The sequence below is a fragment of the Trinickia soli genome, assembly GCF_002879855.1.
GTDB lineage: Bacteria > Pseudomonadota > Gammaproteobacteria > Burkholderiales > Burkholderiaceae > Trinickia > Trinickia soli.
The window spans coordinates 47921-70477 of sequence record NZ_PNYB01000010.1; the positions used below are offsets into that span (position 1 = coordinate 47921).

18 protein-coding genes and 1 pseudogene are annotated in these 22557 nt (G+C 62.2%); 7 read left to right on the plus strand and 12 right to left on the minus strand.

Features of this window, described 5'->3' with window-relative positions:
* Positions 1-248 precede the first annotated feature (248 nt).
* The gene (locus C0Z19_RS13505; RefSeq protein WP_102610349.1) at positions 249-2423 is read left to right on the plus strand and encodes a M1 family metallopeptidase; all 2175 of its coding nucleotides are present in this window, start codon (positions 249-251) and stop codon (positions 2421-2423) included.
* Here the strand turns inward: C0Z19_RS13505 and C0Z19_RS13510 are convergent.
* The 6 genes from C0Z19_RS13510 to C0Z19_RS13535 are packed head-to-tail and all read right to left on the minus strand — an operon-like array spanning position 2398 to position 9507.
* Positions 2398-2883: a dihydroneopterin aldolase gene (locus tag C0Z19_RS13510; RefSeq protein WP_425330264.1), complete on the minus strand. Its 486-nt coding sequence runs from the start codon at positions 2881-2883 to the stop codon at positions 2398-2400. The two genes, C0Z19_RS13505 and C0Z19_RS13510, sit on opposite strands and share 26 nt — an antisense overlap.
* Positions 2880-3506: a sarcosine oxidase subunit gamma gene (locus C0Z19_RS13515; RefSeq protein WP_102610350.1), complete on the minus strand. Its 627-nt coding sequence runs from the start codon at positions 3504-3506 to the stop codon at positions 2880-2882. Before C0Z19_RS13515 ends, C0Z19_RS13510 begins: the two co-directional genes overlap by 4 nt.
* Positions 3496-6522, minus strand: coding sequence for a sarcosine oxidase subunit alpha family protein (locus C0Z19_RS13520; RefSeq protein WP_102610351.1), 3027 nt, complete (start codon positions 6520-6522; stop codon positions 3496-3498). The genes C0Z19_RS13515 and C0Z19_RS13520 overlap by 11 nt, the downstream gene beginning before the upstream one ends.
* Before the next feature lies 1 nt (position 6523).
* Positions 6524-6829 (minus strand): sarcosine oxidase subunit delta, encoded by a 306-nt coding sequence (locus C0Z19_RS13525; RefSeq protein ID WP_102610352.1) that lies wholly within the window; start codon positions 6827-6829, stop codon positions 6524-6526.
* A 25-nt stretch (positions 6830-6854) separates the two neighbouring features.
* On the minus strand, positions 6855-8099 hold the full coding sequence (locus tag C0Z19_RS13530; RefSeq protein ID WP_102610353.1) for a sarcosine oxidase subunit beta family protein: 1245 nt from the start codon (positions 8097-8099) through the stop codon (positions 6855-6857).
* A 22-nt stretch (positions 8100-8121) separates the two neighbouring features.
* A complete protein-coding gene (locus tag C0Z19_RS13535; protein WP_102610354.1) occupies positions 8122-9507 on the minus strand; it encodes an L-serine ammonia-lyase in 1386 nt (461 codons plus the stop codon).
* A 266-nt stretch (positions 9508-9773) separates the two neighbouring features.
* On the opposite strand from C0Z19_RS13535, the gene C0Z19_RS13540 reads away from it, so the two are divergent.
* Complete coding sequence (locus C0Z19_RS13540; RefSeq protein WP_102610355.1) at positions 9774-10844, plus strand: GlxA family transcriptional regulator; 1071 nt, start codon at positions 9774-9776, stop codon at positions 10842-10844.
* Positions 10845-10983: 139 nt separating this feature from the next.
* Here C0Z19_RS13540 and C0Z19_RS13545 read toward each other — a convergent pair whose 3' ends face one another.
* The 4 genes and pseudogenes from C0Z19_RS13545 to C0Z19_RS13560 form a co-directional block, all read right to left on the minus strand.
* Entirely contained in the window at positions 10984-11925 is a 942-nt protein-coding gene (locus C0Z19_RS13545) for a choline ABC transporter substrate-binding protein (protein ID WP_102610469.1), read from the minus strand.
* A 110-nt stretch (positions 11926-12035) separates the two neighbouring features.
* Positions 12036-13022 carry a GlxA family transcriptional regulator gene (locus C0Z19_RS13550; protein ID WP_102610356.1) on the minus strand — a complete coding sequence of 329 codons (987 nt, stop codon included), beginning with the start codon at positions 13020-13022 and terminating at the stop codon, positions 12036-12038.
* 16 nt (positions 13023-13038) lie between these two features.
* Positions 13039-13947: a choline ABC transporter permease subunit gene (choW, locus tag C0Z19_RS13555; RefSeq protein ID WP_102610357.1), complete on the minus strand. Its 909-nt coding sequence runs from the start codon at positions 13945-13947 to the stop codon at positions 13039-13041.
* Positions 13940-15226 (minus strand): annotated as a pseudogene (locus tag C0Z19_RS13560) (quaternary amine ABC transporter ATP-binding protein); the annotation flags it as partial. The gene choW and the pseudogene C0Z19_RS13560, both read right to left, overlap by 8 nt.
* A 241-nt stretch (positions 15227-15467) precedes the next feature.
* Here C0Z19_RS13560 and C0Z19_RS13565 point away from each other — a divergent pair.
* The 5 genes from C0Z19_RS13565 (at position 15468) to C0Z19_RS13585 (ending at position 19184) form a co-directional block, all read left to right on the plus strand.
* Positions 15468-16385, plus strand: a complete 918-nt coding sequence (locus C0Z19_RS13565; RefSeq protein ID WP_102610471.1) for a TorF family putative porin — start codon at positions 15468-15470, stop codon at positions 16383-16385.
* Between the two features lie 125 nt (positions 16386-16510).
* Positions 16511-17287, plus strand: a complete 777-nt coding sequence (locus tag C0Z19_RS13570) for a CDP-diacylglycerol diphosphatase (protein WP_102610358.1) — start codon at positions 16511-16513, stop codon at positions 17285-17287.
* A 211-nt stretch (positions 17288-17498) separates the two neighbouring features.
* Positions 17499-18032: a hypothetical protein gene (locus C0Z19_RS13575; RefSeq protein WP_102610472.1), complete on the plus strand. Its 534-nt coding sequence runs from the start codon at positions 17499-17501 to the stop codon at positions 18030-18032.
* Positions 18029-18532, plus strand: a complete 504-nt coding sequence (locus C0Z19_RS13580) for a hypothetical protein (RefSeq protein ID WP_102610359.1) — start codon at positions 18029-18031, stop codon at positions 18530-18532. The genes C0Z19_RS13575 and C0Z19_RS13580 overlap by 4 nt, the downstream gene beginning before the upstream one ends.
* Before the next feature lie 169 nt (positions 18533-18701).
* The gene (locus tag C0Z19_RS13585) at positions 18702-19184 is read left to right on the plus strand and encodes a DUF2778 domain-containing protein (protein ID WP_102610360.1); all 483 of its coding nucleotides are present in this window, start codon (positions 18702-18704) and stop codon (positions 19182-19184) included.
* Between the two features lie 278 nt (positions 19185-19462).
* Here C0Z19_RS13585 and C0Z19_RS13595 read toward each other — a convergent pair whose 3' ends face one another.
* Together C0Z19_RS13595 and C0Z19_RS13600 are read right to left on the minus strand one after the other, a co-directional pair.
* Positions 19463-20437 carry a cysteine synthase A gene (locus C0Z19_RS13595; RefSeq protein ID WP_102610473.1) on the minus strand — a complete coding sequence of 325 codons (975 nt, stop codon included), beginning with the start codon at positions 20435-20437 and terminating at the stop codon, positions 19463-19465.
* Between the two features lie 79 nt (positions 20438-20516).
* Positions 20517-22526, minus strand: coding sequence for an acetyl/propionyl/methylcrotonyl-CoA carboxylase subunit alpha (locus C0Z19_RS13600; protein WP_102610362.1), 2010 nt, complete (start codon positions 22524-22526; stop codon positions 20517-20519).
* Positions 22527-22557: the final 31 nt, after the last annotated feature.

Genomic DNA, 22557 nt, shown 5'->3' on the forward strand with positions numbered 1-22557 from the left:
GGGGCATCGACGATTCCACCGAAAGACAGGCCTGTTCATTACTGTTTATCGGTCTCTCGTATTTGTTTAGCAGTCCTACGTAAAGATGTGCCCTGAGGTTCCAGCGAAAGCCGGGCCGCGGTAAAGCACGCCATTCTTTATCGGTCTTTTCCAAAAGCCCGAATGGCGCAGCATTGCCTGCTTCGAGATAGCAGAAAACAGAAATTCACTGCAGCGTGAATCAAACACTTTCCAGTAGAGGGTTGAAAATGTGCTTTCCACTCAATGCGAAACTACACTGCATTTCCATTGCCGCCGCTCTGGCATTGGCCGGCTGCGGCGGCGGCGACGGCTCGTCGGCGTCGGGGGCTCGCGCGGGCGCGGCGGCGTCGCCTGCATCTTCGCCGGCTGCGACCGTTCCCGCAGCCCCTTCTGCCGCAACGCCCGGCATCGACAAAACCGTCGCGCCCGTTGAAATGCCCGACACCGTCACCCCCGTCAACTACAAGCTATGGTTCCGGCCGAACACGGCGTTGAACGCGTTCGATGGCCGTGCCGATGTCGAGATCAAGGTGCATGAGCCCGTCAACGCCATCGTCGTGGCGGCGCACCGGCTCACGTTCACCAACGGCACATTGATGCTGCAGCCCGGGAATATCCCGCTGATCGCGACACCGCAAGACGATGGCGACTACTACCAGCTGCGCCCCGCGAGCGGCCAGATCGCACCGGGCACTTACTCCCTGCATATGGAGTGGACAGGCATCATCAACTTCAAGACCTACGACGATCCGGCTACGAAGACAGGCGGCAGCTGTGGGAACGATCCCTATCCGGGCTGCTCGGCTGCCGAGGGCGTATTCCGCATCGACCTGAAATCGACCGACGGCAAGACGAGCGGAGCGATTCTCACGCAGGGCGAATCCGATCTTGCGCGCCAATGGTTTCCCGGCTGGGACGAGCCGGCATTCCGGCCCACCTATGAAGTCAGCGCGGACGTTCCGCAGAATTGGCGTGTCGTCTCGAACGCGGCAGAGAAGGACGAGGTCAACGTCGATCAAGGCTACAAGCGCGTCACATTCGACAAGACCCCGCCCATGCCTTCTTATCTGCTGTTTTTCGGCGGCGGCCAATTCGATGTGCTCGAAGACGATTTCTCCAGCCCACTGCCGGACGGCAAGGGCCTGCACCTGCGGATCTTCGCGCCTCCTGGCATGAAGGACTGGGCCAAGCCCGCGATGCAGGAAACCAAGCAGGCGCTTGATTTCTACTATCGCTACACGGGCATCCCGCTCCCGCTGAAGAAGTTCGATACGGTCGCCGCCAACGACGCCTTCAAGGCTGAAAAAGACTTGAACTTCGGCGGCATGGAGAACTGGGGCGCCATTCTCGAATTCGCGGACGACATCCTGCCGCCCCCTGGTACGACGATGTCGAACTACGGCGTCACCGTGCTCACGCATGAAGCGGCACACCAATGGTTCGGCGATCTGGTGACCCTCGATTGGTGGGACGACGTGTGGCTGAACGAATCGTTCGCGACGTTCTTCGAGAACAAGACGAAGATTGCCTTCTTCCCGGAGCGCTTCAGCTGGGAGGGCGAGGTCAAGAACAAGTACCGCGTGATCGCCGACGATTTGGCGTCCACCTCTTACCCGATCCAGCCGAATTTCAACGCATGGGCATCGAACGATTTCGTCATCAACGCGGCGAACTTCGTCTACGACAAAGGCGGTCAGGTGCTCAAGATGTTCGAGGGCTATCTGGGTGAAGACGTCATGCGCAAGGGGCTGCAACAGTATTTGACCGATTACTCGTTCGGCAACAGCACCCCGAAGCGGCTTTGGGATGAACTCGCCCGCGCCAGCGGCCAGCCGATGGATGCGATCGGCGACAGTTTCGTCCGTCAGACGGGCGTGCCGCTCGTTTCGCTCGATACGCAATGCGATCTGACGAACAACGAGACGGTGGTTTCGCTGAAACAGCGGCCGTTCCCGAACAAGAACGCCTATCCGGGCACCCAGTGGACGATCCCGCTGACGCTCGCTTACGGCGACAATCTTGCAAGCACCAGGACGATCGCGATGAAGGATACGAGCACGCAGGTGCGCCTGCCCGGTTGCGGCGCGGTGCTGGCAGATCCTACCGGGCAGGATTACTACGTCGTCAATTACGGCGACAACGCCTGGGGGCAATTGCTCGCACAACGCAATGCGCTGCAGGATCCGCCGCGGCTGACGAACCTGAGGCTCGAGGCGCATCTACTGGTGGGTGCGGGGCTGGCCGACCCATCGCGTGAAAGCAGCATCAATTCGATCGCACTTGCGCCGAATATCGTTGCCCGGATGCAGCGTCTCGAGAGCACGCCGGTGCAGACGGTGGTACGTCGAGTGCCGTTCTATCAGGGGCAGCTGAAGGCTACGCGCAAGCCGAAGCAGAATTGATCGCCCCGGAGCGGCAGTACGCTTCGTAGTCGACACGCGTCCAATCGAGCTCGATACCGATCCGCTGGGTACCCGGCCGAATCTTCGGCTTATGCAGCACCAGCGTGACGGTATCGAGCGCGCTCCAACCCTCGAACGAGAGCGCCGCCAGCTCCACGGCGAGCGTTTCGAGCAACCGCGTATGGGGCTTCGTTTGCAGAAACCGCGTCACCCGCTCGCAATATTGCTCGTAGTTGATCCACTCGTGCTCGCGCGTTTCGGCGGGCGCACATCGATAACTTAGCCGGGCATCGATCACCACCGGTTGCGGCGCCTCGTGCTCATGGGCATGAATACCCACACGCGTCTGCGCTTCCAGCCCGTCGACGAACACGGACCATCCGCGCCCGCTGCGCGCGGATGGCGCCACAGCGGAGCGCCACAGCGTCTCGTCGACGGTGAACGGTTCGCTCGGCTTCACGATACGATCGGCGCCGCCGCATCGAGCATGATGCGGCAGAAGTAGTCCGCAAAACTGCGGCGCACGACGAGCTCGAACGCGTCATAGGCAGTCGGAATCAGCACGATCGATGCCTTGAAGTAATGGCTCTGCGCACACTGTCCCGGCTGCAGCACCTGCGGGTGCAAATCAAGCGGGCAGCCGCGGGCGATGACGTCACGGACGCGATCGCCGCTCGCCTCCACCACCGTGTAACCGCTGCCCACGTCCACGGCCGACGCGAACAACGTACCGAGCGCCGCACGCAACTTACCTTCGAGTTCGGGCTTGCGCGCTTCGGTCGAACGAATCAACCACTCGTCCGGGCCGAGCCAGAGCGCGTCATACTCGGCGCCACGCGCAACGGTATTGGGCTTCGTCGGCAAACGCACGCCGATTGCGCCCTCCACGGCCGCGATAAACTCGCGGTCGCGCGCATCGCCGCGGACATTGGCAAGATCGAGGAACGGCCGCTCGCGCAGACGAAAAGCCTTCGATTGAAGCGCCTGATTCGAATCGAGCAGGTTCTGCGCGCCGACGAGCGGCGATTCGAGCGGCGTGCGCACCCCGGCGACAGCCGTATTGCTTCGGTTTTCATTCCACATGCTGACGCACTCCTTCGACGTCGTAGAAGACGGGGCTGGCGATCGTCGCCGCCATCGATTTACCGTTCAGATCGATCGAGACCTTTTGGCCCATCTTGTCGAGACCGCCCTTGACGACAGCCATCGCGATCGAGCGCTTCAGGATCGGGCTGTAGTAGCTCGACGTGACGTGCCCGAGCATCGGCACCGGATTGTCGGCCACCTGATTTTCGGCCGGGCCCTGGACGCCATGCGCCAGAATCTGGCTACCTTCAGGCAGGACGTAAGACGGGTCGTCAGTCAGAAGTCCGACGAGTTGCTTGCGCCCTTGCTTCGCCGTATCCGAACGCGTCAACGAACGTTTGCCGAGGCAATCCTTCGTCTTCGCCACGAGGCCACCCATGCCGAGATCGAACGGGGTCATCGAACCGTCGGTGTCCTGCCCGACGATGATGTAGCCCTTCTCGGCACGCAGTACGTGCATCGTCTCCGTGCCGTACGGCGTGATGTCAAACTCTTCCCCGGCCGCCATCAGTGCTTCCCATACGACTCGGCCCGCATTGGCCGGTACGTTCACCTCATAGGCAAGCTCGCCCGAGAAGCTGATCCGCATGACACGGGCCGGAACATCGGCCACGACGCCCTCGCGGAACGTCATGAACGGAAATGCCTCGTTCGAAAAATCGATGTCGCGACAGACCTTGCGAAGCACCTTGCGGCTGTTCGGGCCCACCACCGCAAAGGTCGCGAAATGATCGGTGACCGAGGCCATCCGCACTTTCATGTCAGGCCATTCGGTCTGGACCCAGCGCTCGAGCCACGTCAGCACGCGCGCTGCGCCGCCTGAAGTGGTCGACATCAGGTAGTGCTGCTCGCCGAGCCGCACCGTCACGCCGTCGTCGAACACCATGCCGTTCTCGTCGAGCATCAAACCATAACGGCACTTGCCGACTTCGAGCTTCGACCATGGATTCGTGTAGACCCAATTCAACAGCTTCGCCGCGTCGGGGCCCTGCACGTCGATCTTGCCGAGCGTCGAGGCGTCCATGATGCCGACGCTCGTTCGGACTGCCAGGCATTCGCGCGCGACCGCGGCGTGCATGTCTTCGCCGGCCTTCGGGAAGTACCACGGGCGCTTCCAATTGCCGACGTCTTCGAACAATGCGCCATGCTCGACGTGCCATTCATGGATACAGGTCTTGCGGATCGGGTCGATGAAGTCGCCGATCTCGCGGCCCGCAATTGCGCCGAACGTCACGGGTGTGTAGTTCGGGCGGAACGTCGTGGTGCCTGTCTCGGGGATCGTCTTGCCGAGCGCCTGGGCGAGGATCGCCATGCCGTTGATGTTGCCGAGCTTGCCCTGATCGGTGCCGAAGCCCATCGCCGTATAACGCTTGACGTGCTCGACCGATTCGAAGCCTTCGCGCGCCGCCAGCAGGATATCGGCCGCCGATACGTCGTTCTGGAAGTCGACGAATTGCTTCGGCCCGCGCGACGCGCGTTCCTGGCTACCCACGAGCCACAGCGGCAGCATCTTCGACTCTTTGATTTCCGCGACTTGCGGCGAGGCGGGCCGCGCCGCAGCCTTGAAGCCGAGCGCATGCACGGCCTCGACGCCTGCGTCGATCGCCAGACGCACGCCGCGCGCCAGGCCGAACTCGCCTGCTGCCGCGCCCACGCTGACTTCGGCCTGCATCCCCTTGCCCGGCACGAAGCACGCTTTTTCATCATGCCAGTGCGCTTTGCCGCCCGATTGCGCGAACAGATGCAACACGGGGCTCCATCCACCCGACATCGCCACGAGATCGCACGACAGGCTGGCGACAGACCCGCCTACCTCGCCCTTGGCATAAGAGGCGACTTCGACCGCCGTCACTTGCCGCTTCCCGACCGCTTGCGTAATGACCGTGCCGTTCATGACGACCACGCCATGACGGCGTGCGGCGGCGGGCAGCGAACCGTCGCTTTGCGCGCGCGGATCCACAACCGTGACCTTGGCACCGCTCGATTTCAAATCGAGCGCGCATTGATAGCCGTCGTCGTTGTTCGTGAAGACGACCGCTTCCTTGCCGGGCAGGACGCCATAACGATGAATGTAGGTCGACACGGCCGACGCCAACATGATGCCAGGCAGGTCGTTGTTGCCGAACACGAGCGGCCGCTCGTGCGCGCCCGTGGCGAGGATCACCCGCTTGGAGCGAATCTTCCAAACGAGTTCGCGCGTGCCCTGGCGCATCGAAACCGGTAGATGGTCGGTCAAACGCTGCACGACCGTCACGAGGTTGTGATCCTGATAGCCGAACGCCGTGCTGCGCGACAGGATCTTAACGTCGGGCATATGCGACAGCGCGTGCTCGATCTTTTCGACCCATTGCAACGCGCTCTTACCGTCGATCTGCGCGCGACATGAAAGCAGCGAGCCGCCCAATTCGCGCTGATCGTCGACAAGCATCACGCGCGCACCCGCGCTGCCCGCCGCATGCGCCGCGGCAAGCCCGGCGGGTCCGCCGCCGATGACGAGCACGTCGCAATGAGCGAAGCATTTGTCATAGCGGTCGGCGTCGCGCGTATCGGGCGCCTTGCCCAGGCCTGCTGCTTCGCGAATCTTCTCTTCGTACTTGGGCCACCATTTGCGCGGCCACATGAAGGTCTTGTAGTAAAAGCCCGCTGGGATGAAGCGCGCAATCTTCTGATTGATCGCAAGCTTGTCGTTCTCGAGCGAGGGCTCGGCATTGACGCTGCGCGCCACGAGCCCCTGATAAAGCTCGACTTCCGTGGCACGTGCGTTCGGCACCGCGTAAGCGCCGCCTTCGAGTTGCACGATCGCATTCGGCTCTTCGACACCGGCCGTCACGATGCCGCGCGGCCGATGGTACTTCCAGCTGCGCGCAACGAAGCGCACGCCGTTGGCCAGCAGCGCCGACGCCAGCGTATCGCCTTGAAACCCCTGATAGGTGCGCCCGTTGAACGTAAACGTGAGCGGAATGGCCCGATTGATTCGCCCACCCGTACCGAGGCGGTCTTTTTGATTGCTCATGTCACTTGTCCCCTTGCGTACCCTTGCGCGCGGCCGCGTTCGATTCGGCGCCCCCGAACTTTTCGTAACCCTGGATCGCGTACGTCACCGTATCGCGTGTCGCCATAAACCAACGGCGACATCCTTGCGTATGCAGCCACTGCTCGCGATGAACGCCGCGCGGATTCTTACGCATGAAGAGATAATCGCCCCACTCCTTATCGGTGAGCTTTTCCGGCTCCAGCGGACGCGCAATATCGGCTTCCCCACCGCAGTTGAATTCGCTTTCGGCGCGCGGCCCGCACCAGGGGCATTCGATGACCAGCATGTGATTCTCCTTGGCTGTGGGTGCGTTAGTGGGCAACGGCAGCGGCGCCGTGCTCGTCGATAAGGTGGCCCGTATAGAAGCGGTCCAGCGAGAACGGCGCATTGAGCGGATGCGGCGCGTCGTTCGCGATCGTATGCGCGAAGACCCAGCCTGAACCGGGCGTCGCCTTGAAGCCACCCGTGCCCCAACCGCAGTTGAAATAGAGGCCCTTCACGTCGGTCTTGCTGATGATCGGGCAGGCGTCCGGCGATACGTCGACGATGCCGCCCCACTGCCGGTTCATGCGCACGCGCGAGAACACGGGGAACATTTCGACGATGGCCTGCAGCGTGCCTTCGATGACGTGGAAGCTGCCGCGCTGACCGAAGCCCGTGTATTGATCGATACCGGCGCCGATGACGAGGTCGCCCTTGTCGGACTGGCTGATGTACGCGTGCACGGCGTTCGACATCACGACCGTATTGACGACCGGCTTGATCGGCTCGGACACCAACGCCTGCAGCGGATGGCTCTCGAGCGGCAGGCGCACGCCGGCCATATCGGCGAGCGTCGTCGTATTGCCTGCGGCGACCACGGCCACTTTCTTCGCTTTAATGAAGCCGCGCACCGTATCGACGCCGACGACCGCACCGCCTTCGCGGCGAATGCCTGTCACCTGGCAGTTCTGAATGATGTCGACGCCGTGTGCGTCCGCACCGCGCGCGAAGCCCCAGGCCACCGCATCGTGCCGCGCCACGCCGCCACGCCGTTGAAACGATGCGCCGAGCACCGGATAGCGCGCGTTCAGATTGATCGTCGGTTCGATTTCCTTGATTTGCTCGGGCGTCAGGAATTCGGCGTCGACGCCGTTGAGCCGGTTCGCGTTCACGCGTCGCATCGTGTCGCGCACGTCTTGCAACGTATGCGCGAGGTTCATCACGCCGCGTTGGCTGAACATGACGTTGTAATTGACGTCTTGCGACAGCCCTTCCCAGAGCTTCATCGCTTTTTCATAGAGCGCCGCCGATTCGTCCCACAGATAGTTCGAGCGGATGATCGTCGTGTTGCGCGCCGTGTTGCCGCCGCCGATCCACCCTTTTTCGAGCACGGCGATGTTGCGCACGCCGTGCTCTTTGGCAAGGTAGTAGGCCGTCGCGAGCCCGTGCCCGCCGCCGCCGACGATCACGACGTCGTATTCGCGCCTGGGTTCGGGGCTGCGCCATTGGCGTTCCCAGTTCTCGTGGTACGACAACCCGTTGCGGACCAGACTGAATATCGAAAAGCGGCTCATAGCGAGTGTCCCGATGGGTGGATTAGCATTCGATGACGTTCACGGCCAACCCGCCGCGAGACGTCTCCTTGTATTTGGTCTTCATGTCGGCGCCCGTCTCGCGCATCGTCTTGATGACCGAATCGAGCGACACATAATGTTGTCCGTCGCCTTTGAGCGCCATGCGCGAGGCGTTCAGCGCCTTGATCGCGCCCATCGCGTTGCGTTCGATGCACGGAATCTGCACGAGCCCGCCGACCGGGTCGCACGTCATGCCCAGGTTGTGCTCCATCCCGATCTCGGCGGCATTCTCGACCTGGCGCGGGTTGCCGCCCATCACGGCCGACAGCGCCGCGGCCGCCATCGAGCAGGCTACGCCGACTTCGCCCTGACAGCCGACTTCCGCGCCCGAGATCGAAGCGGTCTCCTTGTAGATGATGCCGATCGCCGCGGCCGTCAACAGGAAGTCGACGATCCCGCTCTCGTTCGCACCGGGCACGAACTTGACGTAGTAATGAAGCACTGCGGGAATGACCCCGGCCGCACCGTTGGTCGGCGCCGTGACGATTCGTCCGCCGGCCGCGTTCTCTTCGTTGACGGCCATCGCGTAGAGATTGACCCAGTCAAGCATCGAAAGCGGGTCGCGCAGCGATTCTTCCGAGCGCGCGCGCAGATGCTTGGCCAGCTCGGCGGCACGACGCTTCACGCGCATCGGGCCGGGGAGTTCCCCTTCGGTGCGGCACCCGCGCTCGACGCAAGCGGCCATCGTGCGCCAGATCGCCAGCAGTCCTTCCCGCACCTCGGCCGGCGAACGCGAGGCGCACTCGTTCTCAAATGCGACCTGGGCGATCGACAGTCCGCTGTCCTGGCACGCACGCATCAGATCGGCGCCCGTGCGGAACGGATGCGGCACTTCAACGCCGGCTCGTACGCCATTGACGCGATCGCCTTCGCGGTTGACGACGAAGCCGCCGCCCACCGAGTAATACTCTTTTTCCACGAGCAGTTGCCCGTGCTCGTCGAATGCTTGAAACCGCATGCCGTTCGGATGAACGATCGTCGTGCCGCTCATCAATCGACGGTAGAAGGAAATGTCCTCCTTCTCGTCGAAGCGAATCTGCGTGCTCCCCATCAATTGCAGGGACTTGCCCGATCGAATCGCCGCCATCCGCGGCTCGATCAGATCGGGATCGATCGTGTCGGGCAGATTGCCTTCGAGGCCCAGCAAGACGGCCTTGTCCGTGCCGTGGCCTTTGCCTGTTGCACCGAGCGAACCGTAGAGCTCCACTTTGATGCGGTGCACATAAGCGAGCAGATTGGCGTCCTCGACATGCGACACAAAGCGGCAAGCAGCGATCATCGGCCCGACTGTATGCGAGCTGGACGGACCGATGCCGATCTTGAACAGATCGAAGACGCTGACGTTCATGAGGCTGCCTCGCGAATAGGTGTCGTTGCAGGGGGTTTCTGTGGCGCAAACCTTCCGCCACGCATGGACGCTAGTACACCAAAGCGCAAAATCCGCCGATAGAACAAAAACGGCATCACCGTGTGATGCCGCCGCCAATCGCCAGCCCGATAGGCGATCGCAGGCGTTTGAACTATGATTGGCGACGAAAAAACACAAATACCCGGCCTCACGATCGGCGACGCTGATCGTACGCGCCGCCGGTTGCGTCCCTATTCCTCATTGGCATGAACGTCGCCCATCCGTCCCCCGTCGCTTCCACCGTCTCCCGAGAGCGCATTCGCTTCGGGATCCTGCTGCTGCCCAATTTCACGTTGACGGCGTTTTCCGGCTTCGTCGACATGCTGCGGCTTTCCGCCGACGATAGCGATTTCAGCAAGCCCGTGCGCTGCGCCTGGAGCGTCGTCGGCAAGACCCTTGCGCCTGTGCGCGCGAGCTGCGGGATTCAGATCACGCCGTGGGAGACGTTCGATGAGGCCGAGCCGTTCGATTACGTCGTCGTTGTTGGCGGATTGCTGCATTCAGGGCCGCAGGCCGATGATGAAACGCTCGCGTTCATCCGTCGTGCTGCGAATGAGGGCGCCACGATCGTCGGCATTTGCACGGGCGTGTTTACGCTGATGCGCGCCGGCGTGCTCGATGGTCACCGCGTGTGCGTCAGTTGGTTTCACTACTGGGATTTCATCGAGCGCTTTCCTCAAGCCAACGCCGATATGCTCGTGGCCGACCGCTTGTTCGTCATCGATCGGCGGCGCATCAGTTGCTCCGGCGGGCGTGCTTCGATCGATGTCGCGGCCGCCATCTTGTTGAGGCATTTCGATCACGCGACCGTACAGAAGGCGTTACGGATTCTGCTGGTTGGCGAAATGCAGAAAGGCAATGCGCCGCAGCCACACCCACCGGGGCTCGAACCGGCCACGCATCCGAAGATCAAGCGGGCGATTCTGTTGATGGAACAGCATGTGGGGCGCGCGCTGCCGTTGGAGGAACTCGCTTGCAAGCTCGATCTTTCGCCGCGTCAGCTCGAACGGCTGTTCAAGGCGCAAACGGGAAAGACGCCGCAGACGTTCGCCAAGCACGTGCGATTGCGGACGGCGGCCTGGCTGCTGACGAGTTCGGATCGAACGGTGGCCGATATCGCATCGAGTTGCGGGTTCTCCGATGCATCGCACTTAGGCAGGGAATTTCGTAAGCAGTACGGGATGCCGCCCGTGGCGTTCCGTGATCAGCGCACGGGCAGCGCGTCAGATGATAAGGAGTCCGAAGAGTATATTTCGGCGTCGGGGGCGATATCCTGACCGGCAGATAACGGCTCGACCGATAAACGCGCCGAATGGGCCCATGCGTCATGGTTCGCGTACGGGGCAAGCGCTGACATCCATCTACATCCGCCAGCACTCTGCCCCCGCCCTCACCGGGCTAATCGACTGCAAGCCCTCAATGCGCGGCGATATACGACTTGACCGCGGCCAGCCCATCCTTGCCGTCGATTGTCGTCACGCCGGCCAGCCATTTGTCGAGCACCTGCGGATTCTTCTTCAGCCACTGCGCCGCGGCCTTGTTCGGATCTTCTTTGTCCATGATCGGCATCATCACGTGGTTTTCGATATCGGTCGTGAAGTGCAGATTCGACACGAGCTTCGCCGCATTCGGGCAACGCGCCGAATAATCGGGCGGCGTGGCCGTGAACACCTTCGCCTCGCCATAGTTCGGACCGAACACGTCATCGCCACCGCTCAGATAGTCGATCTTCATCTGCACGTTCATCGGATGCGGCTCCCACCCGAGGAAGACGATCCATTGCTTCTCGCGAATGGCCTTTTGCACCTGCACCAGCATGCCGGCCTCGCTCGATTCGACGAGCTTGAATTTGCCGAGGCCGAATTGGTTGCCCTTGATCATCTTGTCGATCAGCGCATTGCCATCGTTGCCCGGCTCGATGCCGTAGATACGATCGCCAAGCTTGTCGGCGTATTTCTGAATGTCCGCGAACGACTTGAGGCCGCCGTTATACACATAATCGGGCACGGCCAGCGTGTATTTCGCGCCGGTCAGATTCGGCGCCGAAAGCACTTCGATCTGCTTGGCTTTGACGAACGGTTCGATCATCGGGTCCATCGTCGGCGACCAATAGCCGAGGAACACATCGATCTGCTTGCTCTTGATGCCGGCGAACGTGATCGGCACCGAAGCGATCGTCTTGGTCGGGTTGTAGCCGAGCCCCTGGAACACCGCCGAGGCCAATCCCGTCGTGGCGGCGATATCGGTCCATCCCACATCGGCGAAACGCACATTGCGACAAACAGCAGGATCCGCCGCATAGGCGCTCGTCGTTACGACAAGGGCAGCCGCGGCTGCCACAGCCCAGCCGGCCTTCATCAAGCGATGGTTCATCAGACTCTCCTCAGTTCGCACAGTTATATCGGCTCGTCGCCGTTTTCGTAAAACATCGATCCAATTACAAGGACTCCTAAACAACCGCTTCGAAATCAATTCACCTGCCGCCGTTCGCGGCTCGGTGCATAACCGAATTGCGCGCGATATGCCTTGCTGAAATGGCAGGGCGATTGAAAGCCGCACACCGTCGTGACGCGGGCGATCGACGCATCGGTCGTGCGCAACAGATCGCGCGCGCGCCTCAACCGCAGCGAGAGGTAGTAATGTGTCGGCGACACGTCGAGATAAACCTTGAACATGCGCTGCAAATGGCGCTGCGAGAGTCGGACGAGCCGCGCCAGCTCTTCGAGCGAAAGCGGCTCTTCGATATTCGCTTCCATCAGCCGCACGACTTCGATCAGTTCCGCCCGCGAAAAGCCGATGCGCGCATCGACCGGAATCGGCTGGTGATCGGACGCGCTGCGAATGCGTTCCAGAATGAACTGCGCCGAAACCTGCGCGGCGAGATTGCGGCCCAACCGTTCGCCCACGAGGTGCAGCATCAGGTCGAGCGGCGCCGTGCCGCCCGTGCAGGTCAGGCGGTCACGATCGATGACGAAGAGTTCGTCCCTGAACTTCACGCGCGGGAACTCGTTGTGCAGCGCCGACATATCCTCCCAATGCACCGTGCAGCGATAGTCGTCGAGCAAACCGGCGCTCATGAGCGCGTAAGCTCCCGTGCAGAGCGCCCCGAGCGGCACCCCGCGCTCGCCGAGATCGGCCAGCATCGCCTTCACGCGCGTATCGACGGCGCTGCGAATCTGCGTGCCCCCGCAGACGATCAGCACGTCGGGCACGCCGACCTCTTCCAGCGTCCGCGTTGGCGTGACCGTCACGCCGTTGCTGGCTCTGACCGGCACGCCGTCAGCCGAGACGACAGACCACCGATAGTGGGTCGCACGGCCGACATAGTTAGTCATCCTAAGCACCTCGACGGCGCTCGTGAACGCGATCATCGAGAAATTCGGCAGCGTCAGAAACCCGAAGTGAGCGGGCGCGGACTGGGCTGCTTCAGGCTGCATCACGGTGGCCGACGTCATGCTTGCCTCGCCGCGCTCAGCTTTGCGTCGCCGGCTGCTGCGCGGCGCTGCGCAGGCGCATCACGCTGCGCAAGCCCTTGAAGCGCGGCGCAGTTGCCGTCCCAGGCGTGCGGCCGAAGCTCTCCGTAATGCGGTCGAGAATGATGGCGAGCAGCACGACCGACAAGCCGCTTTCGAAACCGAGTCCGATATCGAGCCGTTGAATACTGGCCAGCACGTCGTTGCCAAGGCCGCCCGCGCCGACCATCGAAGCGATGATGACCATCGACAGCGCCATCATGATCGTCTGGTTGACGCCCTGCATGATCGAAGGCAATGCATTCGGAAACTGCACCTTATAGAGCAACTGCCACGGCGTGCAACCGAACGCCTGCCCGGCTTCGACGATTTCGCGATTGACGTGTCGAATCCCAAGGCTCGTCAGGCGCACGGCAGGCGGCATGGCGAAGATCACCGTCGACAAAATACCGGGGACGCGGCCGAGCCCGAACAACATCGCTGCCGGAATCAGGTAGACGAATGCAGGCATCGTCTGCATCAGGTCGAGAATCGGCCGGACGATGAGGGCGACGTGCTTGTCCTTTGCCGTCCAAATGCCGAGCGGAATGCCGAACGCCAGGCTGATCAGCGTCGACGACAACGTAAGCCCGAGCGTGACGACCGTTTGATCCCAGAAGCCCGTGGCGTAAATCAACAGCAACGACAGCGTGGTAAAGATCGCGAACCGCCAGCCAACCCGCCAAAGCCCGATACAGATGAAAAACGCCATCAGCGCCCACATCGGGACGGCTTGCAGACCGTGTTCGACGAGCGCGGCAAGCGATTCGATGCCCCGACCGATCATGTCGAACGTTTGGCTATCGTGATCGAGCAGGTAATGGACGGATTGATCGACCCAGGTGCCGAGCGGAATCAGTTCAGACATGTGAGCCTCGCGTACGGGTAATAGCTTGGAGGACGACGGCGCGATCGATCGAACCGCAATAACAGCCGTCGTCATCGACGACAGGCAATGCGCGCGCATGCGCAACGACCCGCGAAACGACATGGTCGAGCGATGCGGTGCGCGCGATCGATTCCGTTTGCGTGAGACTCGGCGTACCGCCGACGAGCGTATCGCGCGTGACGAAGCCGCGGATCTTGCGCTGCGCGTCGAGCACGAACGCGTATTCGGCGCTGCCGTTCAGCGAGGCGGCCACCCCGGCCGCATCGAACTGCCGCACGAGCGGCACGGCATCGGTCTGCATCAGATCGCCGGCGGTCAGATAACGGCTGGTATCGACGCCTTCGAAGAACGCGCGCACGTATTCGTTCGCGGGACTGCTGATGATTTCCTGCGGCGTGCCCAATTGCACGAGGCACCCGCCTTCCATGATCGCAATGCGATTACCGATCCGCAGCGCTTCTTCGAGATCGTGCGAGACGAACAAGATCGTGCGCCGCTGCTCTTTTTGCAGTTGCAGCAATACGTTTTGCATCTCTTTACGCTTGAGCGGGTCGAGCGCCGAGAAAGCCTCGTCCATGATCATCAGCGACGGGTTCACGGCCAACGCACGCGCCAACCCGACGCGCTGCTGCATGCCGCCCGACAGTTCGGCCGGCAGCTTGCGCGCGAACGGCGCGAGGCCCACCTGTTCGAGCACGGCCATTGCCCGCGCTTCGCGCTCTTTGCGCGCGATGCCGGCCACTTCGAGACCGAACGCGGCATTCGCAAGCACGGTGCGCTGCGGCATCAGCGCGAACGACTGGAACACCATGCTCATGTCTTTTCGGCGCAGGGCGGTCAGCTCGCCGCGCCGCGCCGCTGCGATGTCGCGCCCGTCGATCAACACTTTGCCCGCGGTTGGATCGACGAGCCGATTGATCAGTCGAATCAACGTGGACTTGCCGGAGCCGGACAGCCCCATCAACACGAAGATTTCGCCCTCCGGTACGTCGAACGAAACGTCGTGTACGCCGACGACCTGCCCCGTTCGCGCGAAAATTTCGTCCTTCGTCGCGCCAGCGGCCAGCATGTCGAGCGCTTGCTTGGGGTTCGTGCCGAATACCTTGCAGAGCCCCTGCACCCTTACCTTCGGTGAACTCATCTCTTCCGTCTCCTTGCGGCAGGCCGACGCCTGCACAGTCTGCCTACATGGTTGCCAGAAAAATCCCCCGGTGGCCGACGAATTCCGACGCACGCTTGCGAAAATGCGACACAGGCGTCGCGTCGCAACCAAGCCGGTTTCGCGCCAAGGGCCGTAGCATAAGGCTCTGCGCATCAATTGCAATAACCGCATGCGAGCGGCATGTCGCGAAACCACAAATTCGCGTCCGAAAACGCGTGAGCAGTGCGCAAATCGGCTGGCAATACTCAGCCAACCGGATCCGTACCTGATTGGCATCCGGATGATGATGCCGGGCACATCGGCCGGCCAGACGATTACAACGACGACGGAGCGCACCATGACTCACCCGAAGACGCAGTCACGCCTTTTGTCCGCCGTGCTCGGCGGCGCGGCGCTATTGATCGGATCGCTGTCCTCGCCCTGTGCGCTCGCCCAGAGCGCCGCCCCGAGCAGCGCGAGCGAGCCGGCTGCCACGGCAGCGGCCGATCCCGCCGCGCCGGCGGCGAGCGCACCTGCGGCGGCCGCCGCGCCGGCCGCTTCGCCGTTCACAGCAAACGTGACGCTCGCTTCGCAATACGTCTCGCGCGGCTTCCGGCAAACCTGGGGCAAACCGGCGATTCAAGGCGGCTTCGACTACACGCATCCGAGCGGGCTGTTCGCCGGGACCTGGCTCTCGAGCGTGAGCAGCAAGTTCATCGAGGGCGGCACGGTCGAGTGGGATCTGTACGGCGGTTATGGCGGCGCGTTGGGCGATCTGTCGTACACGGGCACGATCTACTACTACGTCTATCCGGGCGCGCGCATGTCGGCCGTCAACACGAGCTACAACTACGGCGAATTCGTTGCAGCGTTGACTTACAAGTGGTTCACGGCCAAGTATTGGTTGACTTATACGCCGAACTATTTCGGCTACGACAGTCAATCGCTTGGCATCGGCAATGGCAAGGGCAGCCGCGGCTCCGGCTATCTCGACCTGAATACGAACGTCGATCTCACGCACGGCTTCTCGCTGCTGTTGCATTACGGCTGGCAGCGCGTGCAAAACTTTTCCGCTTACAACTGGCAAGACGGCAAGATAGCGGTGTCGAAGACATTCGACGGCGGCTGGACGTTGACGGGCGCAGTGACGAAGGCCTGGGGCGCGACCAACGTCTACGATCACTACACGACCGGCGCCCCCGATTCATCGGGCAACATCGCCGTGTCGAATCCGCTCAAAACGACGTTCTTCGCGACACTCACGAAGGTATTCTGAAGCACGCCGCGGCCTGCCGCGGCTCACGGATGGCGCTGTGCGAAGCGGCGCCGTCCGTTTTTGTTTCGTGACAGAATGGCGCGGTTTCGTCACCCGTTCAAACGCCGTTCACACGCGACAGGTCCATGTCAAATTCGATTCGTCGCCGGTCTTCGATGCTGGCGGCATGCGCTGCCTTGCTCGCGGCGCTGGTCGCGGCCGGATGCTCTGTTCTCGCTGCGGCCGATCCCAATGCACTCTGGCAAATCGTCAACCTCGACTGCGTGCCGGCCGCGCGCACCAAGGGCAAGCCGGGCATCTGCACGAGCGTCGATCTGCCTCGCCGCTTCGCGATCCTGCGCGATCGACAGGGCGTCGCTCAGCATCTGCTGATTCCAACCGATCGCATTTCCGGGGTGGAAAGCCCGCTGCTGCTCGCACCGAACGCCCCGAACTACTGGGCCGATGCATGGGATGCACGGCGTTACGTCGAAGCCGCGTTGCAGAAAGCGCAGCACGCGCCGCTCGCCGACGATCAGATCGGACTCGAAATCAATTCGGCGATGCGGCGATCGCAAGAGCAATTGCATATTCACATCGATTGCATGCGCGCCGATGCTGCAGCCGCGTTGGCCGCACATCGAAGCGACCCGGCGCGTATCTGGGCTGCCGCAATGGTTGACGGCATTCGCTATCGCGTGATGCGCGTGCCGGGACCCGCGTTCGACTTCAATCCATTCGACATCGTGGCCCGCGATGAAACGAGTCCCGACAAGATGGGAGGCCAGACGATTCTTGTCACAGGCGCCGGGCCTTCGGCCGCGCAGGCCGGATGGCTGATCGTCAACAGCAGCAGCGACACCGATGGCGGCACGGGTTCAGCGGAAACGCTGCTCGATCATCGATGCGGCAACGCGTCTTAACGGTTTCGTAAGTCGCTCTGTTTTCTGCGGCGGTGAATGACGCCGCCGATTTGCAATTTTTTGCAATTTTCGAATGCCCTTTTCAAGCTTATTGCTGCAGAATGCCGCGGCAACGCGTGCCTTGCGCTGCGAAGCAGCGCAAGGCGTGCTTCGTGCCAGTGACAGCACGCGACAACTGACAAGCAAAAGGCTAAAGACGAAGGCAGCGAACATGCAAAAGACAATGCGCCGGTTTGGAGCGGCCGTGCTCGTCGCGGCGGCGATTGCCGATTTGAGCGGCTGCGGCTCTGTTTATACGGAGAGCGCCAGCGCGGGCGCGGGTATCGCCGGCGCCGCCCTCGCAGCCAAAGTCACGCACAACGCGGCCGTCGCGACCGGTATCGGTCTGGGCGCCGTCGCCGCTGCGAAAGCGGGCGTCCAATACTCGGAGCGCGTCGTTCATCGAAACACGCAGAACACGATCGCAGCCGCGGCGGGACCGTTGGCGGTGGGCGCAGTGGCACCGTGGGACACGAAGCATACGGTGCCGCTCGATCCCGACGAGCATGGCCGCGTGACGGTCAGCCGAGCGATCAGCACCGGAGCGCTCGACTGCAAGGAAATCGTCTTCTCCGTCGATGAAGAAGCAACGAAGAACCGGTCTGCGTCGAGTGCGTTCTACGTCGCTTCCATCTGCCGCGACGGCACCGCATGGAAGTGGGCGTCGGCCGAGCCCGCCACCGAACGCTGGGGCGCGCTGCAATGAACGCACGCATGATGCTGGTCGCGCTTGCGTGTGCGGGGACAAGCGCCGTTCTGAGCGGCTGCTCGTCGATCGGTGCGGCAAGCGGAGCCGTCGCAGGAGTGGCCACGGGCACGTTCACGGGGAATCCGGCGGTTGGCATCGGCGTCGGCATTGCCGTCCAGTCTGCAACCGATGAAGCCGTCAATCGCTATATGCGCGTCATGCATCGGGATCAGCAGGACGCCATTGCGATGCTGGTGGGCGAGACGCCCGTTGGCGCTTCGCAACCCTGGCGGGTCGACCACCGACTACCGGTCGAAAACGGTCATGGCGAAGTGCGCGTGACGCGCGAAATCCGTAATGCGCTGGCGGTTTGCAAGGAGTTCGCGTTCTCGCTCGTCGACGGCGACAAGCCCGGTGCGAAGGTGGACTGGTTCACGGCTAGCGCCTGCCAGCAGGGTGGGCGATGGAAATGGGCGTCGGCGGAACCGGCGGTGGACCGCTGGGGCACGCTGCAGTAGTCGCTTTGCGAGTCCCCGTTAGGACGATTAGGAGCCAAGGCGATAATTTACCCAAGCACAGCGACCAGCCACTGGATTGTGCTCCTTCCGGTCGTCTGAAAATTAGCGTTGCGCGTAAATGGCACTCGAGCTGCATCTACATTGTTCGGCCTCGACCCAAGGAGCCGACATGCCACTTGCATCGTGCATTTACCGATTGAATGGGCAGCATCTTTCGACACTAACCTGTGACGGGCGGACGTTCGCCGCATTCTCGGGTAACGGAGATGACATCAATGCCCCTGGAGCCATAGCAAGGATCGACTCCGGCCCCTTGCCGACAGGGCGGTACTATATCGTCGACAGGCAGAGCGGGGGGCGTTTCGGGTGGTTGTGGGACTTGGGTGCACGACTCGCTCCGGGAACCGGGCGGGACCACTGGTTTGCCTTGTATAGAATCGATGGCAAAATAGACGACGAGACTTACATTGAAGGCGTAAGGCGAGGCCAATTCAGGCTGCACCCCATGGGCAGCGGCAGAATCAGCAAGGGATGCATCACGCTGGTCAGCCATACGGCATTCGCACGACTGAGCGCCTACCTTCGCAGCGCTGATTTGGCGTATATACCCGGCACCAACATACGCTTTTACGGCGTGGTGGACGTCCTATGACCGCAATCGCAAAAATTGTCCTGATCGTCGGGCTATCGCTCGTCCTGGGCCGGTTTGTCTACGCCCAAGACATGTTTAACGTATGGATCAATAGTGCAGCCGCGGTGCGAGTCTTCGCCCCCCTCCAGCATGCGTTTGGGTCGATCGGGCCAGAGGACGATGAAAACATCATGCTTGTGGTCGTCCTCCTCATTTGCCTCTTGTCGTCCACGCTTGCCGTTTTCGGCGCACGTGCGCTCATACGCAGAGCGGGCAGACCTTAGCTTCCTGCCCACCACCTACTCCACCGCCAGCCCCCGCTCCGCCAACCACGCCCGATTGAAAAGCCGCGCGAAATAAAGACCGCCGCGATCGCACAGCAACGTCACGATCGTGTGGCCCGGGCCCATTTCCCGCGCGAGTTGAACCGCCGCCGCGACGTTGATCCCCGTCGAACCGCCGACGAACAAACCTTCTTCCCGCAGCAGGCGATACACCATCGTCACGCACGTTTGATCGTCGATGCGGACCGCGTCGTCGATCGGCGTGCCTTCGAGGTTGGCCGTCACACGCGTAGAACCGATACCTTCCGTGATCGAGTTGCCTTCAGCCTTGATCTCGCCTGTCTTGACGAAGCTGTAAAGCCCGCTGCCGTGCGGATCGGCCAATACCGTCCTGATGCCTGAATTGCGCTCTTTCAGATACCGCGCCACACCCGCAAGCGTGCCGCCGGTGCCCGTCGCGCAAACGAACGCATCGACCTTGCCCTGCGTGTCCAGCCAAATCTCCGGCCCGGTCGTTTCGTAGTGTGCTTGTCGATTGACGATATTGTCGAACTGGTTAGCCCAGATCGCATTCTCGGTTTCTTGCGCGAGCCGACCCGCGATCTTCTGATAATTGTCGGGGTCTTTATAGGGCTTCGCAGGAACCGGTCGCACTTCGGCGCCGAGCACGCGCAGCAGGTCCATCTTTTCCTGCGATTGCGTCTCGGGAATCACGATCACGCAGCGATAACCGCGCGCCGCGCATAGGTGCGCAAGGCCGATGCCGGTATTGCCCGCCGTCCCTTCAACGACCGTGCCCCCGGGTTTGAGGACACCGCACTGCTCGGCGTCGCGAATGATATACAGCGCGGCACGATCCTTGACTGAGCCGCCCGGGTTCATGAACTCGGCCTTACCGAGAATCTCGCAGCCGGTCTCCTCGCTCAGGCGAGCGAGGCGAATGAGCGGCGTCCCGCCCACCGCGCCGGCGAAACCATCGCGCACAGGCATGATGCCCTCCTTATCGAAGACACGATGCAAATGCCTCAAGCATAAGCCACCGAATGCGGCCTTGCGATGTTTCGACGCCCTACGGCTGCGATTCCATGACGAGCAGTTGCGCGCCGTCGGCCACCTGATCGCCAACCGCATAGAGCACTTCCGCCACTTTGCCGGCGGCTGGCGCGCCGATCGTATGCTCCATCTTCATCGCCTCCATGACGATCAGCGGCATGCCTTTTTCGACGACCGTACCCGGTTCGACCAGCACGGCAACGACCTTGCCCGGCATCGGGGCGGTCAGTCGCCCTTCGCCATGCTCGGCATCGGCTGCATGTGCCAGCAGGTTTTGCCATTCAAACGCGAGCGCGACGCCATGGCAGAACACGTGGAAAACATCGCCGTCGATAAATACGCGCCCCGTCACACGCCTTTCGCCCAGACGCACCCCGAACGTATGTGGTTCGCTGCCGCGCCACCAATCAAATGCTGCCGATGCGCCGTCGCGCTCGAGCGAGCACGATTCGCCTTCGCGCACATAAACGACCTTGATCGCACTGTCGTTTTCCAGATCACGCCATTCGATCGTTTGACGATAGCTGCCGTTCAGACGCCAATGCGACAGTGCATCCCACGGCGACATGCCGCGCGCAACACCGCCCTCGCGCGTCAGCAGCGCAGCACAGGCCAACGCCATCGCCTCGTCAAACGGCCGTTCGATCGGCGCAAACAGTTCAGCGTGATGGCGCTCGATGAGACCCGTATCAAGTTCGGCAGTAGCAAACGGCTTGCTTTCGACAATGCGCTTCAGGAACGCGATGTTCGTTTGCGGCCCCACCGCCTCGCAGGCTCGCAGCGCGCGGCTCATGCGCACGAGCGCCTCTTCGCGATCGGCGCCATGGACGATCAGCTTCGCGATCATCGGGTCGTAAAACGGCGTGATCGTGTCGCCTTCGCGGACACCGCTGTCGATACGAACCGGCGCACGCATCGGCGAGCCGATCTCAAACTCGACGCCCTCGGGCATGCGCAGATACTTGAGCGTGCCTGTGGACGGCAGGAAGCCGCGGGCGGGATTTTCCGCGTAGAGGCGCGCTTCGATCGCGTGTCCTTCGATCCTCAACTGATCCTGCCTGAGCGGCAACGGTTCGCCAGCGGCCACGCGCAACTGCCATTCGACGAGATCCTGGCCCGTGATCATTTCGGTAACCGGATGCTCGACCTGCAGCCGCGTGTTCATCTCCATGAAATAGAAGGCGCTGTCGGTCATGATGAATTCGACCGTACCCGCACCCACATAGGAAACGGCGCGCGCAGCCGCAACAGCCGCCTCACCCATGGAACGGCGCACGCCTTCTGACAACCCCGGCGCCGGCGCTTCTTCGAGCACTTTCTGATGGCGCCGCTGCACCGAGCAGTCGCGGTCGAACAGATAGACCGCGCCGCCATGTCGATCGGCGAATACCTGCACTTCCACGTGGCGCGGGCGCGTCAGATATTTTTCGATGAGGACGCGGTCGTTGCCGAAACTGCTCGCGGCTTCGCGCTTGCATGAGGCCAGCGCGGCAGCGAAGTCTTCGCTTTTTTCAACCACACGCATGCCCTTGCCGCCGCCGCCGGCGCTCGCCTTCAGCAATACCGGGTAGCCGATCGCATCGGCTTCGCGTTGCAACAGTTCAGCGTCTTGTTCGTCGCCGTGATAACCGGGCACGAGCGGCACAGCGGCAGCATGCATGAGCGCCTTGGCCGCGGCCTTCGATCCCATCGCGGCGATGGCCGAAACGGGCGGCCCGATGAACACGAGCCCTGCCGCCTCGCACGCTTGCGCGAATTCCTCGTTCTCCGAAAGAAAGCCGTAGCCCGGGTGTACCGCCTGCGCACCGGTGCGCACCGCGGCATCGATGATGCGCTCGATGCGCAGATAGCTTTCGCTCGCAGCGGCGCCGCCGATATGGACGGCCTCGTCGCACGCGGCGACATGCTTGGCATCGGCGTCGGCATCGGAATAAACGGCGACGCTCGCAATCCCGAGCCGCTTGCACGTCGCGGCCACGCGGCAGGCGATCTCGCCGCGATTGGCAATCAGAATCTTGTTGAACATGAAAAGTCTCGCAGTGAAGCGGCAAGCGGGT